Genomic DNA, 25,296 nt, shown 5'->3' on the forward strand with positions numbered 1-25,296 from the left:
GCCGAGGAAGGCGCACCGGAGCGGCATCTCGCGGAGAGGGACCGGGCGGGGTCAGCCGGCGGCGGCGGCCAGGCCCAGCTCGGCGGAGCGGGCCAGGAGGGGGTGCCGCGGCACGACGCGGACGGTGTAGCCGAAGGAGCCGCTGCGGTCGAGGGTGACCACTCCGGCGTAGGGCACGCGCCCGACCGCGTCGGCCGGCACCACGGCACCCGACTCCTCGACCACCTCGAGCTCGTGGTGGCGGACCTCGGTGAGCGAGCCGTCAGCGGACGTCGTCCCGTAGACGACCTCGACCGAGACGTCCGCCGGCGAGAGCTCGCCCAGGCGCACGCCCGCGCGCACGGCGAGCCGGTCCCCGCGCTGGGGCACCGCGTCGATCCCGCCGGACTCGACGGACGCGACCGCGACCCCGGGCCAGCCGGCGCGGACCCGCCGCTTCCAGGTCGCCAGCTCCTTGGCCGGCTCGAAGTGGTCGGCGGCGACGGCGCGCCCGGCCTCGGCGGCCGGCGAGTAGAGCGCCTCGACGTACTGGCGCACCATCCGCTCGGCGGAGAGCTCGGGCGAGAGGGTCGCGAGGGTGTGCCGGATCGACCGCACCCACCGCCGGGGCACGCCGTCGTGATCGCGCTCGTAGTAGCGCGGCACGACCTCGGTCTCGAGCAGCTCGTAGAGCGCCTCGGCCTCGAGCGTGTCGCGGGCCTCCGGGTCGAGCGCGCGGTCGGAGGAGGGGATCGCCCAGCCGTTCTCGCCGTCGAAGTACTCGTTCCACCAGCCGTCGAGGATCGAGAGGTTGAGCGAGCCGTTGAGCGCCGCCTTCATCCCGGAGGTGCCGCACGCCTCGAGCGGGCGCAGCGGGTTGTTGAGCCAGACGTCGGTGCCCGGGTAGAGCAGCTGCGCCATCGCGATGTCGTAGTCCGGCAGGAAGACGATCCTGCGGCGCACGTCCGGCTCCTGCGCGAAGCGGACGAGCCGCTGGATCAGGCGCTTCCCCTCCTCGTCGGCCGGGTGGGACTTGCCCGCGATGACGATCTGGATCGGGTGCTGCGGGTGGGTGAGCAGCGCCCGCAGACGCTCGGGGTCGTGGAGCATCAGGGTCAGCCGCTTGTAGGTCGGCACCCGCCGCGCGAAGCCGATGGTGAGCACGTCCGGGTCCAGCAGCTCGTCGAGCCAGGCCGGCGGGAGGCCGCCCGGGTTCTGCTCGCGCCAGGAGCGGGCGGCCCGGCGGCGGGCGTCCCGCACCAGCTGCTCCCGCATCGCCCGGCGCGCGGCCCACAGCTCGGTGTCGCCGAGCGCACCCGAGGCCCAGTCGGCCCGCGTCGTGTCGTCGGTGCCGAGCCGCTCCTCCGCGAGCCGCCGGAGGATCGGATCGGTCCAGGTGGCCGCGTGGACGCCGTTCGTCACCGAGCCGATCGGCACCTCCGCCGTCTCGAAGCCGGGCCAGAGGCTCGAGAACATCGAGCGGCTGACCTCGCCGTGCAGCGTCGAGACGCCGTTGGAGCGCTGCGCGAGCCGCAGGCCCATGTACGCCATGTTGAACGCCGTCCCGGAGTCCCCCGGCTCGGCGCCCAGCGCGAGCACGTCCTCGACCTGCACGCCCGGGAGCAGCTCCGTGGAGAAGTACTCCTCGATCATCCCGCGGTCGAAGCGGTCGATGCCCGCCGGCACCGGAGTGTGCGTGGTGAAGACCGTGCTCGCCCGCACCACCTGGAGAGCCTGGTCGAAGTCCAGGCCCGCGCCGATCAGGCCGGAGATGCGCTCGAGCCCCTGGAAGCCGGCGTGCCCCTCGTTGGTGTGGAACACCTCCGGGAGGACGCCGCCCGAGACCTCGGCCCAGAGCTCGAGCGCGCGGACCCCGCCGATGCCCAGCAGCAGCTCCTGCAGCAGGCGGTGCTCGCCCCCGCCGCCGTAGAGGCGGTCGGTGACGGAGCGGAGCGAGTCCTCGTTCTCGGGGATGTCGGTGTCGAGCAGGAGGAGGGTCACCCGGCCGACCTCCGCGCGCCAGACCCGGGCGTAGAGCGCGCGTCCCTCGGGGAGCGCCAGCACGATGCGGGCGGGCGAGCCGTCGGCGAGACGGACGACGCGCAGCGGCAGCCCGTCGGGATCGAGCGAGGGGTAGGACTCGAGCTGCCAGCCGTCGGCGGAGAGCTTCTGCGAGAAGTAGCCCGACCGGTAGAAGAGGCCCACGCCGGTGAGCGGCACGCCCAGGTCCGAGGAGGCCTTCAGGTGGTCGCCCGCGAGGATGCCGAGTCCGCCGGAGTACTGGGGCAGCGCCGCCGCGATGCCGAACTCCGGCGAGAAGTAGGCGATCGAGCGCGGGGCGGACTCCGGCAGCGACTGGTACCACCGCGGCTCGGTGCGGTAGCGCTCCAGCTCGTCGCGGAGGCGCCACGCCTCGTCGACGAAGCCCTGGTCCCCCGCCAGCTCGGCGAGGCGCTCGGGGCTCACTGCTCCGAGCAGAGCGGTGGGGTCCGCTCCCCCGCGCCGCCACAGCTCCGGATCGACCCGCTCGAACAAGCGCCGGGCGGGCTCGTGCCAGGCCCAGCGGAGATTGCCCGCCAGATCGCCCAGAGCCGAGAGCTCGGGCGGGAGGACGGAGCGGACGATGAAGCGGCGGATCGCCTTCACGGCACCCCTCGACTCTCTGCGGACCCCGGAGCGCCCGGTCGCGGAGCACCGGGGCGGTCGCGCTCGGTCACCCTAGCGGACCCCGACCACCGCGGATCGGCGGGATGCGGACCCGCCGCGACCCTCCGGCACGCGCTCCCCGGGTCCGTTTGCACAGGCCCGAGCGCGGGCGCAACCGTCGTGTGCGAGCCGCCGCCGGTCGCTACTGTCGTGACGTGGCTCAGATACCTTTCGGCAAGGCTCAGAACGGCAAGGACGCACGGCGAGCGGGTCGCGGACGCGCACCCCAGGAGGCGTCGGCGCCTCCCGAGACGGCCGCTCCGGCGCCCGCCGCCGCCCCCGAGGCGACTCCTGCTCCCCCCGCGGCCGACAGTGCTCCGGCCGCCCCGGTGACCGCGGACGCACCCGACGCGTCGCCGGCGCCCGCGAAGACCGGGAGCGGCTACCGCGTCCGCGCCGAGCGCCTGCCGATCATCGACCCGCAGCCGCGGCTCGAGGACGACCGCTGGCCCGCGAAGGCGTTCGTCGGCGAGGTCGTCCCCTTCGCCGCCACGGCCTTCCGCGAGGGGCACGACCTCATCGGCGTCGACCTCCTGCTGAGCTCGCCGTCCGGGGCCGAGTCGGAGCACCGCATGTCGCTCCTCGCGACCGGCACCGACCGCTACGGGCGCCTCGTGGCCCTCGACGAGGAGGGCGACTGGAGCTACCGCATCCGCGCCTACGCCGACGACTGGGCGACCTGGCTCCACACGGCCGAGGTCAAGATCCCGGCCGGCCTGGACATCGACGTCACCTTCGCCATCGGCGAGGGCCTGCTGCGCAGCGGCGCCGACGACTCCTCGCGGCCCGAGGGCGAGCGCAGCCTGCTCTCCGACACCGCCGCCCGCGTCGGTGACACCACACTGAGCGCCGAGGAGCGCCTCGCCGCGGCGACCGATCCCGCCGTCCACGGCGCGCTCGACGCCCGCCCGGTGATGAGCCTCACGAGCGTCTCGGAGCCGCGCACCGTCCACGTCGAGCGCACCCGCGCCGGCGTCGGCGCCTGGTACGAGTTCTTCCCCCGCTCCGAGGGCGCCGTGCGCCACGAGGACGGGACCGTGACCAGCGGATCCTTCCGCACCGCGATCGACCGCCTCCCCGCCGTGGCGGCGATGGGCTTCGACGTGCTCTACCTGCCGCCGATCCACCCCATCGGCCGCTCCTTCCGCAAGGGCCCGAACAACACGCTCGACGCCGGCGAGAACGACCCCGGCTCGCCGTGGGCGATCGGCTCGGCCGAGGGCGGCCACGACGCGATCCACCCGGACCTCGGCACCGAGGACGACTTCCGCGCCTTCCACGCCGCGGTCGAGGCCGCGGGCCTCGAGCTCGCCCTCGACTTCGCCCTGCAGGCCTCGCCCGACCATCCCTGGGTCACCAGCCACCCCGAGTGGTTCACGACGCTCCCCGACGGCTCGATCGCCTACGCCGAGAACCCGCCGAAGAAGTACCAGGACATCTACCCGATCAACTTCGACAACGACCCCGAGGGCATCCGTCAGGAGTCGCTGCGGGTCCTGCGGCACTGGATCGACCTGGGCGTGCGCATCTTCCGCGTCGACAACCCCCACACGAAGCCGCTCGACTTCTGGGAGTGGATCATCCATGAGGTCAACGCCGAGCACCCCGAGGTCGTCTTCCTCGCGGAGGCGTTCACCCGCCCCGCGATCATGCGCGCACTCGGCAAGGTCGGCTTCCAGCAGTCGTACTCGTACTTCACCTGGCGCAACACCAAGGAGGAGCTCGGCGAGTTCTTCACGAGCATCTCCCACGAGACGGCCGACTACATGCGGCCGAACCTCTTCGTGAACACTCCGGACATCCTCACCGAGTACCTCCAGTACGGCGGCCGCTCGGCGTACAAGGTGCGGGCGGCCCTGGCCGCGACCGCGTCGCCGCTGTGGGGGGTCTACGCCGGCTACGAACTGGTCGAGAACGTCGCTCGCCCCGGCGCCGAGGAGAACATCGACAACGAGAAGTACGAGTACAAGACGCGCGACTGGGCCGGCGCCGAGGAGTCGGGCCGCTCGCTGGCGCCGTACATCACGCGCCTCAACGAGATCCGGCGCTCGCACCCCGCGCTCGGGCAGCTGCGGAACCTGCACGTGCACGGCAGCGACGACGACGCGATCCTCGTCTACTCCAAGCACCTGCAGGCCGCGTTCACGGGCACCGGGACCGACGACACGATCATCGTCGTCGTCAACACCGACCCGCACTCGGCCCGCGAGACCACGGTCCACCTCGACCTGCCCGCGATCGGGCTCGACTGGAGCGCGACCTTCGAGGTCGAGGACCTGATCACCGGCGCCGTCTGGACCTGGGGCAGCGACGACTACGTGCGGCTCGACTCGTTCGTCGAGCCCGTGCACATCCTGAGCGTGAAGGCGGACGAGCGATGAGCGGAACCACCCCCGAGGGCACGAGCCCGGCCGAGGAGGCGGGCCTCGGCGCGCACGCCGAGACGGTCCCCACGACGGGCACCAGCTCGGCGACCACCTCCGGCCACGGCGCGCACGTCGCCGACGCGGCGCCCGACGCTCGACAGCACCCCGGAGCGGACGGCGAGAACGCGCGCAGCTACGCGGTCGAGACGGTCCCGGAGGCGCCTCAGCCGGTCGCGGGCGACGACGCCGTGACCGTCGAGCGCGACGCCGACGACGCGGAGTCCGCTCCGGTCGGCAGCGGGGCCGAGGGCGACCTGCCCGACGACACGGACGCCGCCGATTCCGTCGCAGCGGACAGCGCCGCTCCCGTCGAGACGACCGCCGGCCCCGCCGAGACGACCGCGGACCCCGCCTCCGCTTCGGACCCCGTCGACGGCGCCGCGGCGATCGCGCTGCCCGACATCCCCGAGTGGGTGCTGCAGCAGCTCGCCACCGGCAGCAACGCGCTCCCCCACGACGTCCTGGGCCAGCACCTCGTCGCGGCCCCCGGCGTCTCCGACCCGGTGACGGTCGTCCGCGTGCGCCGCCCGCTCGCCGAGAAGGTCGCCGTGGTGCTCGCCACCGGCGCCCGCGTCGAGCTCAGCCACCTCAGCGACGGGATCTGGCAGGGCTTCCACGTCCTCGGTCCGCAGGCTTACACCGTCGAGGCCCGCTACGGCGGCGGTGGCGAATGGACCGCGGAGGACCCCTACCGCTTCTCGAAGACGGTCGGCGACTTCGACCTCTACCTCATCGGCGAGGGCCGCCACGAGCGCCTCTGGGAGGCGCTCGGTGCCCGCCACCGCGAGCACGAAGGGGTCTGGGGCACGAGCTTCGCCGTCTGGGCCCCGCACGCCCAGGCCGCTCGGGTCGTCGGCGACTTCAACGACTGGAACGGCGAGGGCCACTCCCTCCGCAACCTCGGGACGACCGGGGTCTGGGAGATCTTCGTCCCGGGCGTCGAGCCCGGAGCCTCCTACAAGTTCGACCTGCTCTCGCGTGACGGCCACTGGGTCCGCAAGGCCGACCCGATGGCCCGCGCCACGGAGGTGCCGCCCGCGACCGCCTCGAAGGTCCCCGTCTCGCACCACCAGTGGGGCGACTCCGGCTGGATGGAGAAGCGAGCCTCGGTCGATCCGCACACGCAGCCGCTCAGCGTCTACGAGATGCACCTCGGCTCCTGGCGTCCGGGACTGGGCTACCGCGACCTCGCGGACCCGCTGATCGAGTACGTCACCGAGCTCGGCTTCACGCACGTGGAGTTCATGCCGCTCGCCGAGCACCCGTTCGGCGGCTCCTGGGGCTACCAGGTCACCGGCTACTACGCCGCCTCGAGCCGCTTCGGCACGGCCGACGACCTCAAGTACCTGATCGACCGTCTGCACCAGGCCGGCATCGGCGTCATCGTCGACTGGGTGCCCGGGCACTTCCCCAAGGACGACTTCGCCCTCGCCCGCTTCGACGGCGAGCCGCTCTACGAGCACCCGGACTGGCGCCGCGGCGAGCAGATGGACTGGGGCACCTACGTCTTCGACTTCGGGCACACCCAGGTGCGCAACTTCCTCGTCGCGAACGCCCTGTTCTGGCTCGAGGAGTTCCACGTCGACGCCCTGCGGGTGGACGCCGTCGCCTCGATGCTCTACCTCGACTACTCCCGCAAGGAGGGCGAGTGGCTGCCGAACCAGTACGGCGGACGCGAGCACCTCGAGGCGATCAGCTTCCTCCAGGAGGTCAACGCCACGGCCTACAAGCTGCACCCCGGCATCATGATGATCGCCGAGGAGTCGACGAGCTGGCCCGGCGTCACCCAGCCCACCAGCTCCGGCGGCCTCGGCTTCGGGCTCAAGTGGAACATGGGCTGGATGCACGACTCGCTCGACTACATGGCGAACGATCCGCTGTGGCGCCAGTACCACCTGGGCGAGATCACCTTCTCGTTCGTCTACGCCTTCAGCGAGAAGTTCGTCCTGCCGATCAGCCACGACGAGGTCGTGCACGGCAAGGGCTCGCTGATCCAGAAGATGCCGGGCGACCACTGGCAGCAGCTCGCGAACGTGCGCGCCTACCTCGCCTTCATGTGGGCCCACCCCGGCAAGCAGCTGCTCTTCATGGGCCAGGAGTTCGGCCAGTACTCCGAGTGGAGCGAGGAGCGGGGCCTGGACTGGTGGATCCTCGATCAGCCGAGCCACCGCGGTCTCTGGAGCCTCGTCGGTCAGCTGAACCGCGTGTACCGCGACTCGCCGTCGCTCTGGGAGCTCGACCACGAGCAGTCGGGCTTCGAGTGGATCGACGGCGGCGCGGCGGCGGCCAACGTCGTCTCGTTCCTGCGCAAGGACAGCGAGGGTCGCCCGATCGCCGTCATCGCCAACTTCTCGGGTTCGCCCGTGCACGGCTACCGCGTGAGCCTGCCCACGGCCGGCCGCTGGGAGGAGCTCGTCAACACGGACGCCGAGATCTACGGCGGCAGCGGAGTCGGGAACTTCGGAGCGGTCGAGGCTCGCGAGGAGCCGTGGGCCGGCCGCCCGGCTTCCGCCGAGCTGGTCCTGCCCCCGCTGGCCGTGCTCTACCTGCGACCCGCCGACTGATCGGTCCCCGCACGGAAGAGGCCGCCCGCCGCGACGATCGTCGCGAGCGGGCGGCCTCTCGGCGTTCCGGCCGGCGTCAGTAGAGCAGGCCGGTGAGCCGGGCCCGAGCCTTGTTGACGCGCGGGTCGGTCTGACCGACGATCTCGAAGAGCTCCAGGAGACGAGCCCGGACGGCGGCCTTCCCCTCGGCGTCGAGGCGCGGGAACATCGAGAGCAGCCGGTCGAAGGCGTCCTCGACGTGGCCGCCCGAGACGTCCAGGTCGGCGACGGCGAGCTGCGCGTCGAGGTTCGACGGCTCGGCCGCGGCGGTCGAGCGGATGTCGTCGAGCGTGCGGCCCTGGAGGCGGGCCAGCAGCCGCACCTGAGCGAGACCGGCGACCGCGAGGTCGTCGCGCGGGTTCTGCGCGATGGCGGTCTCGTACTCGGTGATCGCCGCGGCGTAGTCGCCCCGGTCGATCGCGTCGTAGGCCTCCTGGTGGTGCGGCGGCAGCGGCTCGGGCTCGGGCTCCGCGCCCTCGGCGGGAGCGGCTCTCTCCACCGGCACCGTGCCCGTCACACCGTTCTGAGCGGCGAGCTGGAGGACCTGCTCGAGCAGGTCGCGCAGCTGCTCATCGGCGACGAGGCCGCTGAACAGGGGCACCGGGCGGCCGCCGATGATCGCGGCGACCGTCGGCACGGACTGCACCTGGAACGCCTGCGCCAGCTGCGGGCTCGACTCCACATCGACCCCGACGAGCACGAACGCGCCGGCGTACGAGACGACGACCTTCTCGAGCAGCGCGGTCATGCTCTGGCTCTGGTCCGACCAGGAGCCGCGCAGGTCGACGATCACCGGCACGCGCGAGGAGAGCTGGACCACCTGGTCGAACTCGGCGTCGCCGGCGGTCAGCAGCAGCGGATTCGCGCCGGGCGCGCCTCCGGGAGCGGCGGGCGCGGCCGGGGCGCCGGCGGAGGCGGCGGGCGGGGTGCGGCGGTTCACCAGCGACGAGAGGTCGACGGCGCCGCGGAGGTTTCCGGGCAGGGGCGGGACGGTGCTCACGGCAGCTGCACCACCGAGACGAGTCCCTGGCTCCATCCGAGCATCACGATCTTCTCCTCCGATCCGACGGGCGGTACGTAGAACAGCAGTTGATATCCGTAGGTGGTCTCGATGCCGGTCGTCGACTTGTCCGTGCCCAGCAGGGTCTGCGAGGCGCCGGAGGTCGAGACGGTCGAGCCCTCGGCAGTGGGGCGGACGGTCGACGTCTCGGCGATGCTCGCCGCGACGAGGGCCCCTGAGTCGTTCGTCGCGAGCGCGATCGTCGGCGACGTGCCGGCGGCGTTCGAGAACTCGATCGAGGCGGTGTCCGGCAGCGCCTCGCGGTCGGCGTTCTTCTTGTCGACGCCGACCTGGCCCCGGAGGGTGTCGCCGTCGGCCGCGAAGAGCTCGGCGTACTGGCTCGAGTCGCCGTTGGCGAGCACGTCGGCGTACGCGGAGCCGACGGTCTGCGGGGCGAGCTTCATCAGGCGCGAGTCCGGCGCCACGATCGACGTGCCGACGGTGACGGGCGCGACGTCGGGGATGCGCGCGTTGGCCTCGAGCGAGATGGCGTAGTCGACCTTGTAGTCGACGCGCGGGCTCGCCTGGCTCATCATCAGCGCGATCGGGGCCTGGGTGGTGTCCGTCGAGTTCTGCACGACGGCGGTGACCAAACGCGGCCACGACTCCGTGTCCTGCGGGAGCACCAGGCTCACCGGGGAGGCCGGGATCGTCTGCGGGGGGTCGATCGTCCCGCCCTTGGCGACGACGTCGTAGTTGGTGGTGCGCTCGGTGAGCGCCTCGCCCTGGAAGCGCTCGGCCAGGATCCCTGCGTCCCGGGCGGCGTCGGCGCGCGACGCGACATCGGCGACCTCGGCGACGACGGCCTCCGCCTGCTGCGTGGTGACCACGGGGGTCGGCTCGGCCGAGACCGGCTCTGCCCCCGCGGTCGCCGTGGCGGACGCGGTCGGCGCCTCGCTCGCGCCCGCGGCGAGATCAGGCCAGTAGTCGGAGCTGCAGCCGGAGAGCAGGACGGTCGTCCCGAGGACGACGGGCAGCACCAGGGCGGCCCGGCGGCGCGAGGGCGCCGGCGACGCCGTGGAGGCCTGGATCCCGGCACGCGGCCGGGGGCGGCGGGCGCCGCGGGGGATCCGGCCCTGCGGTCCCTTCCGGCGCGGGCCGTGCTGGCGGCGCAGGTGGACGAAGGCCCAGATGTAGAGGACGAGGCCGAGGAGGAGGAACACGGCTCCTCCGAGCAGCAGCGGGCCGGCGAGGGGCGTCGCGGTGTCCACGGGCCAGCTGACGCGCACGGAGTCGGCTGCCGGCGCGGTGCCGTCGCTCGCGATGAGGATGGAGACGTCCTCCGGCACGTCGAGCGCCAGGGTCACGCTGCCGCTCCCCTCGAACTCCTCGAGCCAGAGGTCGGAGCCGCGCGGATCGACGACCGCCGCGTCGGGGGTCTCGACGTCGGAGGAGAGCTGGACGCGCTCCCCCGTCTCCTCCGCGGAGGTGAGGGAGTCGTCGGCGCGCTCGTAGCCGATGGCGTCGTAGCTCGAGCCGCCCACCCAGCCCAGCACGTCGGAGGTCCGGGCGTAGGCGACGACGAGGTCGCCGCTGCCCTCGACCGTGATCGTCTGGCGTCCCGGGTTGGCGCCCAGGGTGCTGCCGTCGATCACCGCGTAGGGAGCGGAGGAGTCGAGCGCGGTCTCGGCGGTGAGGGACTCCGGAGGAGCCCAGACCGTCCGCTGACCGATGCCGAGCACGATCATCGCGGCAGCGATGACGGTGGCGATGATGGCGAAGACGAACCGCACGAAAGAACTCCTCCTGCGTTGCCGGATCGGGGTGACGGCCGGGGCCGGCTCGGGGTACGCAGCCGGACCGGGGCGCGACGGCAACAGACAAAGACAGTCCACGATAGCCGATGCCCTCGCTCCGATGCCCGGGAGAAGCCGAGAGTGCGGCCCGAGCGGCGCGCGGTGCGGGTGTCGCCCCGGCCGCGGCCTCCCTGCTGAATACACTTTCCCAGTGCCGCGAGCCCCACCGCGGTCCTGCTCTGAAGGAGACGACGTGGCGAACGACGAGGCCGAATTCACCCAGGTGTTCCGTGGCTACGACCGGGACGAGGTCGACAAGGCCGTCCAGGGCCTGCGCCGCGAGCTCATCCACTCGAACACCCAGGCGGCCGAGAGCGGCCGCGAGGTGAAGCGCCTGTCCTCCCGGATCGAGGGCCTCGAGAAGGAGCTGCAGCAGGTCGGCACTCCCACCTACGCCGGCCTGGGCGCCAAGCTCGAGCACACCCTGCGCGTGGCCGAGGAGCAGTCCGAGCGGATCATCGCCCAGGCCGAGAACGACGCTTCCGCCCTCCGCCGATCCACCCGCGACGACGGCGACCGCATCCTCCAGGAGGCGCGCGACGAGGCCGAGCGCCTGGTGACCGAGGCGCGCCGCCGTGCGGACCGGACCCGCGACGAGTCCGAGGCGCAGGCCGCGGCGACGCTCGGCAAGGCCGCCGACGACCGCGACGTGATGACCCAGGACGCCGTCCGCGAGGCCGCCGCGATCCGCGGCACCGTGGCGACCGAGGCCGCCGAGACCCGCGCCACCGCGAAGCGCGAGGCCGCCGCGATCCGCTCCGAGGCCGAGCGCGAGGCTGCGGAGATGCGCGCCGTCGCCGCCCGCGAGATCGAGGTCGCCCGCGCCGAGGCCGCTCGCCTCGCCCAGGCCAACGAGCTCCTGCGGGCCGAGGTCGCCTCCGAGGTCGACCGGCTCCGGGCGGCCGTCGAGGCCGAGGTCGCCCAGGCTCGCGCGGCGGTCGAGGCCGAGGTGCTCTCGACCCGCGCCGCGCTCGACGCCGAGGTCGCCGCCACCCGCGCCGAGGGCGCCCGCGAGATCGCCGACCAGCGCACCCGGCTCACCCAGGAGCGCGCCGAGGCCGTCGCCGTGCTCGACGCCGAGCTGGCGGGCCTGCGCGCCGCGTCCGCCGACGAGGCCGCTGCGCTCTCGCGCGAGGTCGAGCAGGCCCGGATCGACCTGGTGGTCGAGCTCGCCGCGCGCCGCGAGGAGGCCGACCGCGACGACCTGCTCCGCCACCAGGAGGCCGTCGCGCAGACCCAGCGCTACCTCGACGAGTCGAACCTGCAGCTCGCCGACGCCATCCGACGTGCGAACGACAAGCGCCTCGAGGCGGACGCCCTCCGCAGCGACGCCCTCGACGACACGACGCGACTGCGCCGGAAGGCCCAGGACGACTCCGACGCCCTCCTCGACGACGGGCGCGACCAGGCGCAGAAGCTCGTCGCGGACGCTGAGCGCCGCAGCCGCGAGCTGATGGACACCGCCGAGCGGCGCCTCGACGAGATCCGCACCGAGCGCGACGCGATCGCCGGCTACGTGTCCGGACTGCGCGGGCTCATCGGCCACATCGACGGACTCGCGGACGACAGCGACGGCGACGGCTCCGACTCCGACGGCGACTCGTCCGGCCGCTAGGCGGCCGCCGCGCGGGCGGGCTCAGCCGAGCTCGCCCGCCCACTCCGTCGGCAGCGGGGACGAGGCGGGCGCGACCACCCGCACGATCTCGTCAAGGACGCGCCGGGTCTGCGCCTCGCCGACCCAGAGGTGCTTCCCGCCCTCCACAGCGACGAGGTCCAGCTGCGGCACGCTCGCGAAGCGCTCGGCGGCCGCCTCCGGCCGCAGGTAGTCGTCGAACTCCGGGACGAGCGCCACGAGCGGGCGGCCGTCCTCGCCCCAGGCGGCGACCTCCTCCGCGCTCGTGCGGTGCAGCGGCGGCGAGAGCAGGATCGCTCCCTCGACGGGGTGCTCCCTCCCCCACTTCAGCGCGAGCTCGGTGCCGAAGGACCAGCCGACCAGCCAGGGGTGCGGCAGTCCGCGCTCCGCGACGAGCGCCAGGGCTGCGGCGACGTCGGCGCGCTCCTCGGTGCCGTGTCCGAACGCGCCCTCGCTCGTGCCGCGCGGCGACGCGGTGCCGCGGGTGTTGAAGCGGAGGACCGCCAGGTCGGCGAGCGCGGGCAGGCGGGCGGCGGCCTTCCGCAGGATGTGCGAGTCCATGAAGCCGCCGTGTGTGGGCAGTGGATGCAGGGTGACCAGGGTAGCGACCGGCTCGCGCTCCAGGGGCAGCGCGAGCTCCCCGACAAGGGTCAGCCCGTCGGCCGTGTGCAGCTCGATGTCCTCGCGACGGGCGGGGAGGACGACGCCTCCGCGGATCTCGTGGGTCATCGTGCTCCTCGGATTCTCCAGCAGTGCGTATGCCAGTGGCGGCGGCCGGCCAGGTCGGCCGCGTCGCCGAGCGCGCCGTCGGCCCGCCAGGTGACCAGGTGCGGCTGGCCGATGTCGATGGTGAGCCCGCAGCCCGGGCAGAGGTAGTTCTTCACGGCCCGCGCTGCGGAGACGGGCTGGACGTTCCACTCCCGGCCGGCGTGGGTCTCGGTGCGCCGGAATCCGGCGAGCATCTGCGACAGGTCGCGCTGCTCGTCGTCGTCGTCACGGCGGCCGCCCCGGGGTCTGTTGCTGCGCGGCATCCCCCCAGTCTAGGAGGCCGCCGCCGTGCCCCTTCCGTCAGTGGGAGCTGTCGTCCATCTCGAGCCGGGTCTCCTCGGCGTCGAGCATCAGCTGCGCCCGCCGCAGCGTCCGCGAGGAGTAGACCCCGCGCCCCCGGGCGTCCAGCAGTGCCTCCCGCTCGGCGAGCAGGACCGCTCGGCGCAGCCGCAGGTACTGCGCGTGCGGGCCGAGTGGCGCATCCTCCGCGCGGCCGACCTGTTCCCACGCCACCTGCGAGCGGGTGAGAGTGTCGCGGCGCACGCGCTCGAGGACGCGCTCGCCCGCCTCGCCGTCGGGCAGCTCCGCCACCGCCTCGGGGAGGGCCTGGATGCCCGTGGCCGCGACCTCGTCGAGCAGCGTCGCGAGCTCGCGGCGGTCGGCCTCTCCGTCGGTGCCCTGGATGCCGGTGAGCCGGATCAGCGCGGGGAGCGTCGCACCCTGCAGGAGTAGCGTCACGACGGCGACGGTGAAGGCGATCAGGATCAGCTGGGAGCGGTAGGGAGTCTCGTCCGGCAGCGACTGGGCCGCGGCGAGCGTGACCACGCCGCGCATCCCGGACCAGGACAGGACGACTCCTCCGCGCCAGCCGAACGCCTCGCTCGTGGTCGCGGCCAGATCGGTCTCGCGCCGGAGGTAGAGCCGCTCCGCTCTCACCTGCCGCCGCCGGAAGCGCTCGTCGCTGGTGGCGCTGTTGCGCAGTCGCATGAGGCCCACCGCCAGCCGCCGGTTGATCCGCTCCGCCCGCCGACCGGAGCTGCGCAGCCACAGGAGCAGCGGCCACACGAAGAGGGCCCGCAGCACGATCAGGATGACCACGGTGGCCAGACCCAGCAGCACCGCGGTGCCCACTCCGAACTCGCCCGGGTCCACGACCCCGGAGACGATCGCCTTGATCTCGGCGCCCATGAGCAGGAAGACGCCGTTCTCGAGCAGGAACTGCGCCGTCCGCCAGTTCACCCGCTCGCTGATCCGCGACTGCGGCGAGAGGAAGCGCGCGCTGTTGTGCCCCGTGTAGATCCCGGTGACCACGACGGCGAGCACCCCGGACGCGCCCAGCTCCTCGGCCGGGATGTAGGCCAGGAACGGCACGGCGAAGGACACGGCGGTGTCGAGCACCGGGTCCCGCAGCTTCGAGCGCACGAAGACGGTGAGCACGCCCATCACCAGTCCGAGGACGATCGCCATCAGGACGGAGTAGACGAAGAGGACCCCCACCTCGCCCACGTCGATCGCGTCGGTCGTGACGGAGGCGCCGACCACGGCCGCCGCAGCCGTCGCGGCGCGCAGCAGCACCAGCGCCGACGCGTCGTTCACGAGGCTCTCGCCCTCGAGCACCGTCACCAGGCGGGGCGGGAGTCCGAGCTTCTTGCCGATCGAGGTCGCGGCCACCGCGTCGGTCGGGCTCACGACGGCGCCCAGAGCGATCGCTGCGGGCAGGCTCAGATCGGGGAACACGAGGTAGAGGAAGCCGCCGACCACGAGGGCGGTCACGACGACCAGCAGCACCGAGAGCCCGAAGATCGAGCGCAGGTTCCGCCGGAAGTCGGTGAGGGGCACCTGGATCGCGGCCGAGTACAGCAGCGGCGGCAGCACGCCCGCGAGGATCAGCTCAGGCTCGACCTCGATGTCCGGGACCCCGGGGAGATAGGACGCGCCGATCCCGATGACGACCAGGAGCAGTGGTGCGGCGATCCCGAGGCGGCTCGAGAACCGCGCGACGGTGACGACCGTGATGATCCCGACGACCCCGAGCAGCGCGTAATCCACGGCACCAGGGTAGCGAGAGCCTCAGCCCGCCGGACGCTGTGCCGAGCGGAGGAGAACGATCAGTACCAGCCGACCGACTCGGAGTGGGCCCAGGCGCCGCAGGGCGAGCCGTAGCGGCCGGAGATGTAGCCGAGACCCCAGGTGATCTGGGTGCTCGCGTTGGTCGCCCAATCGGAGCCGGCCGTCGCCATCTTGCTGCCGGGGAGTGCCTGCGGGATGCCGTAGGCACCGCTGGACTTGTTCTCGGCGTAGACGTTCCAGCCGGACTCGCGGTTCCAGAGGAGGACGAGGCAGTCGTACTCGCTGTCGGCCCAGCCGCGCTGCACGATCATGTCGTACGCGATGGCCTTCGCGGATCCGGGATCCGGAGCGGCGGCGCGCTGGACGGGAGCAGCGGTCTCGGCCTCGGCGGAGCCCGACTCCTCCTCGTCGGCGGTCGCGGAAGCGGTCTGAGTCTCGGTCGGAGTGGGCGTCGGGGTCGGAGTGGGCGTCGGCTTCGCCTCGGCGCCGAACGAGTCGCGCTGGACGGTCCGCTCGACGGCGTCCGCGACGACGAGCCGCTGCGCGGAGTCGCCGTTGAAGCGCGCCGGGGCCTGGTAGTAGGGGGAGGCGACCGCGCCGCTGGACGGATCGACGACGTTCACCATGGCGAACGCGATCGAGGCCGTGAAGGCCAGCACCGTCACCGGGATCCGAGCCCAGGAGCGCCGCACCGGGGTCTGGTGCGGGACCGCCGGGCGACCGCTGGTGCGGTTCGCGGGCGTGTGGGCGACGGAGGTCTGAGGATGCTGAGCCACGATTACGAAAGCATAACGGACGATGACCTGATCGGCCAGCAGATCCGGCTCCGGTCAGCGGACCGCCAGCATCACGTCGACGACCGTGTCGAGCAGCAGGTCGACCTGGGCCTCGGCGTACCCGCCGCGCTGCGGGGCGAAGGAGACGGTCCGCACGTCGTCCACGGTCAGCACCGATCCGTCGCGGAAGTAGCCGGAGATCCTGTCGGCGAAGGCGTCGACCTGGCGGATGTTGTAGCCCGTCGTGAGAGCGCCGGCCCGGGTGAACCGCTCGCGGGGAGCGCGGGCCAGCCGGTTCACGATCTCCTGGGCGGTCGACCGCGCGTCCGCGAGCCACGCCTCCTCGCCCCGGGCCGCGATCGCGTACTGGCGCTCCCGCAGGGCGAAGGCGTCCTCGAGGCGCTCGAGCGCCGCATCGACGTGGGGCGCGGAGTAGCCGCCCTTGCGCAGGGTGAACGCGGTGTGGCGCAGGTCGGCGGCGCGGAGGTCCGCCGGTCCCCCGGAGAGCTGCGAGTAGGCCTCGCGCGCCGACGCGAGGAAGGAGTCGACCTCGGCCGTGTCGTAGCCGGGACGGGACTCGCGGGCTCGGGGGAAGGGAGCGGTCATCCCGACATCATGCCAAGCCGCGCGCCGGGAGCGGAATCGGCACGCCCCGGTGAGGCGTGCGCTCAGTGGGCGAAGAGGAAGTACAGCACGTAGGCCGCTGCGGCCGACGGCAGGATCGAGTCCAGCCGGTCGAGGACTCCCCCGTGGCCGGGCAGCCACGAGCTCATGTCCTTGATGCCGATGTCGCGCTTGATCAGCGACTCGGCGAGGTCGCCGAGCGTCGCGGTGAGCAGCACCACGGCCCCGAACACCGCACCGACCCACCAGGGCTGGCCGAGCATCAGCAGGGCGAGCAGGACGCCGACGACGATCCCCGCTACGGCCGCACCGGCGAACCCCTCCCAGGTCTTCTTCGGGCTGATACGCGGTGCCATCGGGTGCTTGCCCCAGGTGAGTCCGCTCACGTAGGCGCCGGTGTCGACGACGATCACGAGCACCAGGAACGCGAACGCCCAGAGCTGGCCGCCGGGCTCGGCGACGAGACGGATCGCGAAGGCGCCGAGGAAGGTCGTGTAGCCCTGGACGAACGCGCCGAGGCCGATGTCGAGGGCGAGGTCCCTCCGGCTGGAGGCGGTGCGCCGGAAGAGCTGCTCCCCCAGCCGCCAGAGGCCGACGAGGACGGATCCGCCGAGGACCGTGGCCCACGCGGCGCCGAGGCCGCCGTAGTAGGCGGCCGGCACGGCGACGACCGCCACGATCCCGGTCGGGATGCGCGGGATGTCGCGACCGGCGTGGCGCAGGGCGTTCGAGAGCTCCAGCGCCGCGAGCAGCACCACCACCCCCGCGAGCACCATGAAGAGCTCCTTGACCAGGAGAAGGCTGACGACCATCGCGCCGCCGCCGAGGAGTCCGATCGCGGTCGCCGACACGAGGTTCCGGCCCGAGCGCGCGGTCAGGCGGTCGTTCGTCGCCTCGAGCTGGGCGCGGGTCGCCTCGAGCTGGCGCTCGACGTCGGCCCGGCCCTGCTGGGCGCGCGCACGCAGTGCGTCGCGGGTGACCATCCGGGATCCCCGGGCACCCGGGACGTGCGGAGACGGTCTCTTCTCGCCGCCCTCGGGTCCTTCGGGGATCTCGGGCACCGCTACACCTCGAGCAGTTCGGATTCCTTGCGCTTGAGCGCCTCGTCGATCGCGTCGACGTGCTGCTTCGTGAGCGCCTCGAGCTCCTTCTCGCCGCGGGCGAGCTCGTCGTCGCCGATATCGCCCTTCAGCGCGTCGAGGTCGTCCTTGCCCTTGCGGCGGATGTTGCGCACCGCGATCTTGGCGTCCTCGGCCTTGGTGCGGACGATCTTGACGAACTCCTTGCGGCGCTCGGCGGTGAGCTCCGGCAGGGTCACGCGGATGATCGTGCCGTCGTTGGTCGGGTTCGCGCCGAGGTTCGGCATGTCCCGGATGGCCTGCTCGATGTCGCGCAGCGAGCCCTTGTCGTAGGGCGTCAAGACGAGCGTGCGGGCCTCCTGGTTCTGCATCGAGGCGAGCTGCGACAGCGGCGTCGGGGTGCCGTAGTAGCTCACCAGCACCTTCTGGAACATGCCGGGGTTCGCGCGTCCGGTCCGGACCGTGGAGAAGTCCTCCTTGGCGACCTCGACGGCCTTGCCCATCTTGGTCTTCGCGTCGGCCAGTACATCCGAGATCACAGGGAGCTCCTTAAGAGAGGGAAGTGGTCAGTCTAGTTCGAGACGAGCGTGCCGAGCTCGGCGCCGCGGATGGCCTTCGCGACGTTGCCCGAGGGCTCCATGCCGAAGACCTGCATCGGCATGCCGTTGTCCATGCAGAGGCTGAACGCGGTGGAGTCGACCACCTTGAGGCCCCGCTGGAGCGCCTCCTGGTAGGTCAGCGCGTCGAGCTTCTTCGCGTCGGGGTTGGTCCGCGGGTCGGCGTCGTACACGCCGTCCACGCCGTTCTTGGCGACGAGGACCACGTCGGCGTGCGTCTCGAGCGCGCGCTGCGCGGCGACCGTGTCGGTCGAGAAGTACGGGAGTCCGGCGCCGGCGCCGAAGATGACGACGCGGCCCTTCTCCATGTGCCGGATCGCCCGGCGGGGGATGTAGGGCTCCGCGACCTGCGTCATCGCGATCGCGGACTGCACCCGCGTCTCGGCGCCCGCCTGCTCGAGGAAGTCCTGGAGGGCGAGGGCGTTCATCACCGTGCCCAGCATGCCCATGTAGTCGGCCCGGCCGCGGTCCATGCCGCGCTGCGAGAGCTCGGCTCCGCGGAAGAAGTTGCCGCCGCCGACGACCACCGAGATCTCCACCTCGGTCGCGGCATCGGCGATCTCGCGCGCCAGCGCGCTGATCACGTCCGGGTTCACGCCGAGCGTGCCGGCTCCGAACGCCTCCCCCGACAGCTTCAGAAGCACCCTGCGGCGCTTGCCCGTCGTCATCGCATCCGTCTCCGTCATGGACGTTTCCTCCCGTAGACCCGTACAAACCTATCCCGCGCGGAGCGGGCCCCGCGACCACGCCCGGGACCGCCCCGGGCAGAGCGAAGGGAGCCCGGGTCGACTGAACGACCCGGACTCCCTCCTGCAGTGCTGTTAGGCGCCGACCTTGAAACGGGCGAAGCCCGACACGGTCAGGCCCGCGTCGCTCAGGACCTTGCTGACGGACAGCTTGTTGTCCTTCGCGTAGTCCTGGTCGAGCAGGGCGACCTGCTTGAAGTACGCGTTCACGCGTCCCTCGATGATCTTCGGCAGGGCGGCCTCGGGCTTGCCCTCGCCGCGCGAGATCTCCTCGACGATGCGGCGCTCGTTGTCGACCTCGGACTGCGGCACGTCCTCGCGCGAGAGGTAGGACGGGTTCGCGAACGAGATGTGCTGGGCGACGGAGCGCGCGGTCTCGGCGTCCTCACCCGCGTAGCCGACGACCACGCCGACCTGCGGGGGCAGGTCCTTGTTCGTCTTGTGGAGGTAGATCGCGAAGTGCTCGCCCGAGACGGAGGCCACGCGGCGCAGCTCCACCTTCTCGCCGAGGATCGCGGCCTCGTCGTTGATGAGGTCGGCGACGGTCTTGCCGTCGGCGGGGGCCGCGAGGGCCTCCTCGACCGTGGTGGAGCCGGCAGCGACCACCGCGGCGAGCACGGCGTCGGCGAGGGCGATGAACTTCGTGCCCTTGGCGACGAAGTCGGTCTCGCAGGCGAGCTCGATCATCGTGGCGACGCCGTCCTTCACGGCGGCGGCGACGAGGCCCTCGCTCGTCGAGCGGTCGGCGCGCTTCGCGTTGCCCTTGGCGCCCTTGAGGCGGAGGATCTCGACCGCCTTGTCCAGGTCGCCGTCGGCCTCGACCAGCGCGTTCTTCGTGTCGACCATGCCGGTACCGAGCTGCTCGCGCAGCGTCTTGACGTCAGCGAGGCTGAAATTTGCCATGTTCTCGGAACTCCTCTTGGTTCGGAAACCCTGTGGCGCCGTCACTCGCGGCGGGCTCACGGGAGGAGCCCAGCACGCCGAGGTGACGGCGGTTCTTACTCGTGGTGAACGTGCACCGACCGAGCGGGGGCCGGACGACCGCGGGTGCGGCGTCCGACCCCCGTCACGGAACGGGGTGTCAGGCGGTGGCGGTCTCGTCGGTCGAGGTCGCGGCGGCGTCGGCCTCGGGGGCCTCCTCCGCGGCGGGGGTCTCGGCCTCGACGACGGCCTCGTCGGCGGTCTCGGCCTCGGCGTCGGCGACCTTCTCGGTCTCCGCGCCGGCCTGCTCGTTCGGCTCCTGCACGTCGGCGGCGGGCGCACCGGTGGAGAGCAGCTCCTGCTCCCACTCGGCCAGCGGCTCGACGGCGGAGACGTTGCCCTCGGCCTCGGGCTTCTGGTGGCGCTGGATGAGGCCCTCGGCCGCGGCGTCGGCGACGATGCGGGTGAGCAGGCTCACCGAGCGGATCGCGTCGTCGTTGCCCGGGATCGGGTACTGGACCTCGTCCGGGTCGCAGTTCGTGTCGAGGATGCCGATGACCGGGATGCCCAGCTTCTTGGCCTCGTCGATCGCGAGGTGCTCCTTCTTGGTGTCGACGACCCAGAGGGCCGACGGCGTCTTCGAGAGGTTGCGGATGCCGCCGAGCGACTTGTGCAGCTTGTCGAGCTCGCGCTTCTTGATGAGGAGCTCCTTCTTGGTGAAGCCGCTCTTCGACGTGTCGTCGAAGTCGAGCTCCTCCAGCTCCTTCATGCGGGCGAGGCGCTTCGAGACCGTCTGGAAGTTGGTCAGGAGGCCGCCGAGCCAGCGCTGGTTCACGTAGGGCTGGCCGACGCGGGTCGCCTGCTCCGAGATCGCGTTCTGCGCCTGCTTCTTGGTGCCGACGAAGAGGATGGTGCCGCCGTGGGCGACCGTCTCCTTGACGAAGTCGTAGGTCTTGTCGATGTAGGCCAGCGACTGCTGGAGGTCGATGATGTAGCTGCCCGAGCGCTCGGTCAGGATGAAGCGCTTCATCTTCGGGTTCCAGCGACGGGTCTGGTGCCCGAAGTGGACGCCGCTGTCGAGCAGCTGGCGCATGGTGACGACTGCCATGAGTCGTTCTCCTTGTCTCGGGGCCCGGGCGCACGACGGCGCCGAACTCCCGTTCGGTTGTCTGCGACGGCCGGTCGGCACGTCGCCCTGGCGCCCGGCGCACTCCCGCCCCGGCCGCGTGAGCGGAGAGGGACCGTGGGGAGCGGAGGCCGAATGGGCGCGCGTAGTCACCCCGACGAGCGAGGTGCTCCGTGGAGTCTAGCACCAGGACGGCCGCCTCCCCCGCTGCTGCGGGAGGGCGGCCGTCGGGGCGCGGGAGGCCGGTGCTACTTGCGCGCCGACTTCATCACGGTGCGGATGTGCAGGGTGTCCATCTCCTCCAGCGAGCGGCCCTTGGTCTCGGGCACGAACATGAAGACGAAGACGAACGAGATCGCCGCGAAGGCGGCGTAGAGGCCGTAGGCCAGGGTGAGCGACACGTCCTGCGAGAGGATCGGGAAGGTCACCGTGATGGCGAAGTTCGCGATCCACTGGGCCGAGGCCGCCAGGCCGAGGGCGGCCGCCCGGATCCGGTTCGGGAAGATCTCGCCGAGGAGGACCCACACCAGCGGGCCCCAGGTCGCACCGAAGAAGACGACGAACGCGTTCGCCGAGACGAGGGCGATCGGCCCCCACGCGCCGGGCAGCGAGACGTCCTCTCCGCTGATCGTCGACTGGCTGAAGGCGATGGCCATCAGCGCGAGCGAGACGGCCATGCCGGCCGAGCCGACCAGCAGCAGCGGCTTCCGGCCGACCTTGTCGACCAGGAAGATCGCCACGAAGGTGACGACGACGTTCACGACCGAGGTGAAGACCGAGATCGCGAAGGAGTTGGACTCGTCGAATCCGACCGCGCTCCAGAGCGAGGTGGAGTAGTAGAAGATCACGTTGATGCCCACGAACTGCTGGAACACCGACAGCAGGATGCCGACCCAGACCACCGGGAGCAGGCCGAGGGCGGGGCCGCGGAGGCTGGAGCGCTTCGCGTTCTCGGAGTCCTCGTCGATCTTCTTCTGGATGTCCGCGAGCGCCTCGTCGACCTCGTCGCGCGGCGTGACCGTCGCGAGCACCGCGCGGGCGTCCTCGGAGCGGCCGCGGGTCGCGAGGTAGCGGGGCGACTCCGGCAGGGTCAGGGCCAGGAGGCCGTAGATGACCGCAGGCACGGCACAGGCGATGAACATCCAGCGCCAGGCGGCGACGCCGAACCAGAAGGGCTCGGAGGCGCCGTCCGCGCCGTTCGCGATGAGGGTGTCCGAGAGCAGGGCGGCGAAGATGCCGAGCGTGATCGCCAGCTGCTGCAGCGACGCGAGGGCTCCGCGGATGGCCTTGGGCGCGATCTCCGAGATGTAGGTCGGAGCGATCACGGAGGCGATGCCGATGCCGAGGCCGCCGACCACGCGCCAGAGCACGAGGTCCCAGACCGCGAACGCCGCGCCGGCGCCGATGGAGGAGATGAAGAAGAGCCCGGCGCCGAGCAGCATGACCTTGATGCGGCCCCAGCGGTCGGCGAGGCGGCCCGCGAGGTACGCGCCGAGCGCGCAGCCGAGCAGCGCGGAGGCGACGGCGAAGCCGATCAGCGCGGCCGAGAGCTGGAACTCGCCCTGCACCGCCTCCACGGCACCGTTCACCACCGACGAGTCGAAGCCGAAGAGGAAGCCGCCGACCGCCGCCGCGATCGCGAGGCCGATCACCTTCCTCTTCAGCTTCGCCGCCGAGGGGTTCGGGATGTCCGCTCTCCCGCTGGTCGTGTCAGATCGTCCGCTGGTCATGGTCGTCTCCGATTCTCGCCGCCGGTGGGGGCGGGGTGCCGCTCCCGAGCCGGATCACCGGCACGTTACTCCTCGCCGCGGCACCGCCGGGACGGGTTGCGCTCTCCCCCGGCCGATGTCCTCCCTCCACAGCCGGGCCCGTCGCGCTCTCCTCCCCTGATCCGCTCGGCCGACCACCGGTCCCGGACCGGCTCCAGGAGGGTGGCCGCATGCTCCGATCCCGACTCCTGCGCCCGGGCGTGTTCGCCCTCGCCGCTCTGCTCGTCGGGGCGCCTCTCGGCGCCTCGCCCGCCGCCACCTCGTCCCCCGGCCGGTCCGACCCGCGGTGGATCTCCCCCGTCGCGGGCTTCTCCGTCGTGGAGCCGTGGGGCGCGCCGGCCCACCGCTACGCCCCCGGGCACCGCGGGATCGACCTCGCGGCAGCGGCCGGGCAGCCCGTGGTCGCCGTCGCGGCGGGCACCGTGTCGTTCTCGGGCAGGGTGGTCGACCGGTCCGTGGTGAGCATCGTGCACGCGGACGGTCTGGTCTCGACGGTCGAGCCGGTCGACGGATCGGTGACGGCCGGGCAGGTCCTCACCGCGGGCCAGCCCGTCGGAGCAGTGGGTGCGGGCGGCCACTGCGACGGGAGGTGCGTGCACCTCGGCGTCCGCGAGGGTGGCGACTACGTCTCGCCGATGCGGTTCTTCGGCGGGATCCCCCGGGCGGTGCTCCTGCCGATGGACGACGTGGCGCAGGGTGTTCAGCGAGTGGCGCGGAAGGGTGCGTCCAGCGACTCGCGCGTCCGGTCAGGCGCGGGGGTGGGCGAGGCGGTAGGCGTCGCGGATCCGCTCGGTCGAGACGTGGGTGTAGATCTGCGTGGTGCCCAGGCTCGCGTGGCCGAGCATCTCCTGGACGGCGCGGAGGTCGGCTCCGCCGTCGAGCAGATGGGTCGCCGCGGTGTGGCGGAGGGTGTGCGGACCGGACGGTCCGGAGCCCTGCCCGCCGTCGAGGAGCCTCGCCACGACGCCGTAGACGGTGCGCGGGGTGAGCCTCGCCCCCCGTCGGCCGAGCAGGAGCGCGCGGCCTCCGTCACCGGTGGCGAGAGCGGGACGGGCGCGGTCGAGGTAGGCGACGAGCGCCTCCTTCGCGGGTACGCCGAACGGCACGACCCGCTGCTTCGCGCCCTTGCCCGTGACGAGCACGGTGAGCCGGCCGAGATCGACGTCGCCCAGGTCGACGGCGACCAGCTCCGAGACGCGGATGCCGGAGGCGTAGAGCAGCTCGACGATCGCGAGGTCCCGCAGCGCCACCGGGTCCTCGGTCGCGCCTCGCGCCGCGACCGTGTCGAGCACCTGTTCCGCCTGCGGGAGCGTCAGGACCCGCGGCAGTGTCCGTCCCGACTTGGGCGTCTTGAGGCGCGCGGCGACGTCGAGGGGAAGCCGCTCGGTCCGCTGCGCCCAGGAGGAGAAGGAGCGGACGGCTGCGGTGCGCCGGGCGAGGGTCGCGCGAGCGATGCCCGACTCCGACTCGCGCCAGAGCCAGTCGCGCAGCAGCTCGAGGTCGAGCTCGGCGGTGAGGAGCCGCCCCTTCTCCTCCGTGTGGGCGATCAGGCGCGCGAGGTCGGAGCGGTAGCCCTTCGCGGTGGCGGGCGAGAGGGACCGCTCGTCGAGGACGTAGCGGAGGAAGTGCTCGACCGAGTCGGCGAGCGTCTCGCCGGTCATGATCCGTCTGGCATCCGCGACCAGAGGTCGATGCGCCCCTGCTCGTCGAGCCCCTCGAGCCGTTCGATCAGGTCGGTGCCGAACCGCGTCGCGATCGGGGCCGGCGCCGTCGGCACGAACGAGGCGGCCACCGTCTCCGGGTGGACGTGGACGAGCGAGAGGCTCTGCGCTCCGTCGATGCCGGCGAGCTCACGCTCGGGCGCTCCGAGATCCATCGTGTAGCTGGTGGCGCCGGCCACGAGCACGGGCACGCCCGCGAAGGTCGCTGCCGTGGGGTAGTGCAGGTGGCCGCCGAGGATCGCGCGGACGTCGGTACCGCGCACCACCTCCTCGAGGCGGTCGATCCCCCGCAGCTCGAGCACGGTCATCGCGCCGAGCGGCGTGGGCAGCGGAGGGTGGTGCAGGGCGAGGATCGTCCCCAGCGGGGCCGGTGCGGCGAGCTCGTCCTTCAGCCAGGCCAGCTGGGCGTCGGTGAGGTCGCCGTGGTGGAAGCCGGGCACCGCGCTGTCGAGCGCGATGAGCCGGAGCCCGCCGAGGTCGACGACCTGGTCCACGGGTCCCGCGCCCGCCGGGTCCTGCTCGAGGAGCACCCGCCGGAAGGCTCCGCGCTCGTCGTGGTTGCCCATCACCCAGACGATCGGGCAGCCGAACCGCTCGCCCACGGGGTCGAGCTGCTCGCGCACGCGCCGGTAGGCGTCCTCCTCGCCGCGGTCCGCGACGTCCCCGGTCACCACGATCGCGTCCAGGCGTCCGCCGCGCTCGGCCAGCCGGCCGACCGCCTGCGCGAGGCGGGCGACCGTGTCGACCTTCCCGTAGAGCGGAGCGCCGTCGGCCAGCAGGTGCGTGTCGCTCAGATGCGCGATGACCCTGTCGGCGGCGCGGAAGTGCCCGAGCTGCGGGCGCTCTCCGCCGTGTCCTGCTGCCGTGGCGTCCATG

19 protein-coding genes and 1 pseudogene are annotated in these 25,296 nt (G+C 72.5%); 4 read left to right on the top strand and 16 right to left on the bottom strand.

Annotated features, from left to right (window positions below):
* Positions 1 to 51 precede the first annotated feature (51 nt).
* Positions 52 to 2,625, bottom strand: a complete 2,574-nt coding sequence (gene glgP / locus C5C95_RS06435; protein ID WP_104226856.1) for an alpha-glucan family phosphorylase — start codon at positions 2,623 to 2,625, stop codon at positions 52 to 54.
* Positions 2,626 to 3,095: 470 nt separating this feature from the next.
* Here glgP and C5C95_RS06440 point away from each other — a divergent pair, with 470 nt between their 5' ends.
* Both C5C95_RS06440 and glgB read left to right on the top strand, forming a co-directional pair.
* A complete protein-coding gene (locus C5C95_RS06440) occupies positions 3,096 to 5,066 on the top strand; it encodes an alpha-1,4-glucan--maltose-1-phosphate maltosyltransferase (protein ID WP_258072635.1) in 1,971 nt (656 codons plus the stop codon).
* Positions 5,063 to 7,675, top strand: a complete 2,613-nt coding sequence (gene glgB / locus C5C95_RS06445) for a 1,4-alpha-glucan branching protein GlgB (protein ID WP_104324078.1) — start codon at positions 5,063 to 5,065, stop codon at positions 7,673 to 7,675. The genes C5C95_RS06440 and glgB overlap by 4 nt, the downstream gene beginning before the upstream one ends.
* 76 nt (positions 7,676 to 7,751) lie before the next feature.
* On the opposite strand, the gene C5C95_RS06450 is transcribed toward glgB, so the two are convergent.
* Together C5C95_RS06450 and C5C95_RS06455 are read right to left on the bottom strand one after the other, a co-directional pair.
* Positions 7,752 to 8,714, bottom strand: a complete 963-nt coding sequence (locus C5C95_RS06450; RefSeq protein ID WP_104324079.1) for a tetratricopeptide repeat protein — start codon at positions 8,712 to 8,714, stop codon at positions 7,752 to 7,754.
* Positions 8,711 to 10,507, bottom strand: a complete 1,797-nt coding sequence (locus tag C5C95_RS06455) for a hypothetical protein (protein ID WP_104324080.1) — start codon at positions 10,505 to 10,507, stop codon at positions 8,711 to 8,713. The genes C5C95_RS06450 and C5C95_RS06455 overlap by 4 nt, the downstream gene beginning before the upstream one ends.
* Positions 10,508 to 10,763: 256 nt before the next feature.
* Here C5C95_RS06455 and C5C95_RS06460 point away from each other — a divergent pair, with 256 nt between their 5' ends.
* Positions 10,764 to 12,185, top strand: coding sequence for a DivIVA domain-containing protein (locus C5C95_RS06460; protein WP_104324081.1), 1,422 nt, complete (start codon positions 10,764 to 10,766; stop codon positions 12,183 to 12,185).
* A gap of 21 nt (positions 12,186 to 12,206) precedes the next feature.
* On the opposite strand, the gene C5C95_RS06465 is transcribed toward C5C95_RS06460, so the two are convergent.
* The 11 genes from C5C95_RS06465 to C5C95_RS06515 all read right to left on the bottom strand — a co-directional run bounded on the left by C5C95_RS06465 (position 12,207) and on the right by C5C95_RS06515 (position 22,660).
* Positions 12,207 to 12,932, bottom strand: coding sequence for an alpha/beta hydrolase (locus C5C95_RS06465; RefSeq protein WP_104226862.1), 726 nt, complete (start codon positions 12,930 to 12,932; stop codon positions 12,207 to 12,209).
* Positions 12,929 to 13,234 (bottom strand): hypothetical protein, encoded by a 306-nt coding sequence (locus C5C95_RS06470; RefSeq protein WP_181065621.1) that lies wholly within the window; start codon positions 13,232 to 13,234, stop codon positions 12,929 to 12,931. Before C5C95_RS06470 ends, C5C95_RS06465 begins: the two co-directional genes overlap by 4 nt.
* A gap of 37 nt (positions 13,235 to 13,271) precedes the next feature.
* Positions 13,272 to 15,020 carry a sodium:proton antiporter gene (locus tag C5C95_RS06475; protein WP_104226863.1) on the bottom strand — a complete coding sequence of 583 codons (1,749 nt, stop codon included), beginning with the start codon at positions 15,018 to 15,020 and terminating at the stop codon, positions 13,272 to 13,274.
* Between the two features lie 59 nt (positions 15,021 to 15,079).
* Complete coding sequence (locus C5C95_RS06480) at positions 15,080 to 15,817, bottom strand: lytic transglycosylase domain-containing protein (RefSeq protein ID WP_258061290.1); 738 nt, start codon at positions 15,815 to 15,817, stop codon at positions 15,080 to 15,082.
* A gap of 54 nt (positions 15,818 to 15,871) precedes the next feature.
* Entirely contained in the window at positions 15,872 to 16,423 is a 552-nt protein-coding gene (locus C5C95_RS06485; protein ID WP_104226865.1) for a DivIVA domain-containing protein, read from the bottom strand.
* A gap of 62 nt (positions 16,424 to 16,485) precedes the next feature.
* Positions 16,486 to 17,424: a phosphatidate cytidylyltransferase gene (locus C5C95_RS06490; protein WP_104232500.1), complete on the bottom strand. Its 939-nt coding sequence runs from the start codon at positions 17,422 to 17,424 to the stop codon at positions 16,486 to 16,488.
* 80 nt (positions 17,425 to 17,504) lie between these two features.
* The gene (gene frr / locus C5C95_RS06495) at positions 17,505 to 18,059 is read right to left on the bottom strand and encodes a ribosome recycling factor (protein WP_104232499.1); all 555 of its coding nucleotides are present in this window, start codon (positions 18,057 to 18,059) and stop codon (positions 17,505 to 17,507) included.
* A 32-nt stretch (positions 18,060 to 18,091) separates the two neighbouring features.
* Positions 18,092 to 18,805: a UMP kinase gene (gene pyrH / locus C5C95_RS06500; protein ID WP_374952923.1), complete on the bottom strand. Its 714-nt coding sequence runs from the start codon at positions 18,803 to 18,805 to the stop codon at positions 18,092 to 18,094.
* A gap of 153 nt (positions 18,806 to 18,958) precedes the next feature.
* The gene (gene tsf / locus C5C95_RS06505; protein ID WP_104324082.1) at positions 18,959 to 19,786 is read right to left on the bottom strand and encodes a translation elongation factor Ts; all 828 of its coding nucleotides are present in this window, start codon (positions 19,784 to 19,786) and stop codon (positions 18,959 to 18,961) included.
* Between the two features lie 178 nt (positions 19,787 to 19,964).
* The gene (gene rpsB / locus C5C95_RS06510) at positions 19,965 to 20,912 is read right to left on the bottom strand and encodes a 30S ribosomal protein S2 (protein WP_104223896.1); all 948 of its coding nucleotides are present in this window, start codon (positions 20,910 to 20,912) and stop codon (positions 19,965 to 19,967) included.
* A gap of 266 nt (positions 20,913 to 21,178) precedes the next feature.
* Entirely contained in the window at positions 21,179 to 22,660 is a 1,482-nt protein-coding gene (locus C5C95_RS06515; protein WP_104223897.1) for a sugar porter family MFS transporter, read from the bottom strand.
* Positions 22,661 to 22,869: 209 nt separating this feature from the next.
* Here C5C95_RS06515 and C5C95_RS06520 point away from each other — a divergent pair.
* A pseudogene (locus tag C5C95_RS06520) lies at positions 22,870 to 23,322 on the top strand (murein hydrolase activator EnvC family protein); the annotation flags it as partial.
* A 123-nt stretch (positions 23,323 to 23,445) separates the two neighbouring features.
* On the opposite strand, the gene C5C95_RS06525 reads toward C5C95_RS06520, so the two are convergent.
* Both C5C95_RS06525 and C5C95_RS06530 read right to left on the bottom strand, forming a co-directional pair.
* Positions 23,446 to 24,360 carry a tyrosine recombinase XerC gene (locus C5C95_RS06525; protein WP_104262837.1) on the bottom strand — a complete coding sequence of 305 codons (915 nt, stop codon included), beginning with the start codon at positions 24,358 to 24,360 and terminating at the stop codon, positions 23,446 to 23,448.
* Positions 24,357 to 25,295 carry a phosphodiesterase gene (locus tag C5C95_RS06530; RefSeq protein WP_104324083.1) on the bottom strand — a complete coding sequence of 313 codons (939 nt, stop codon included), beginning with the start codon at positions 25,293 to 25,295 and terminating at the stop codon, positions 24,357 to 24,359. The genes C5C95_RS06525 and C5C95_RS06530 overlap by 4 nt, the downstream gene beginning before the upstream one ends.
* Position 25,296: the final 1 nt, after the last annotated feature.

It is taken from the genome of Rathayibacter sp. AY1B7, assembly GCF_002932735.1.
Classification (GTDB): domain Bacteria; phylum Actinomycetota; class Actinomycetes; order Actinomycetales; family Microbacteriaceae; genus Rathayibacter.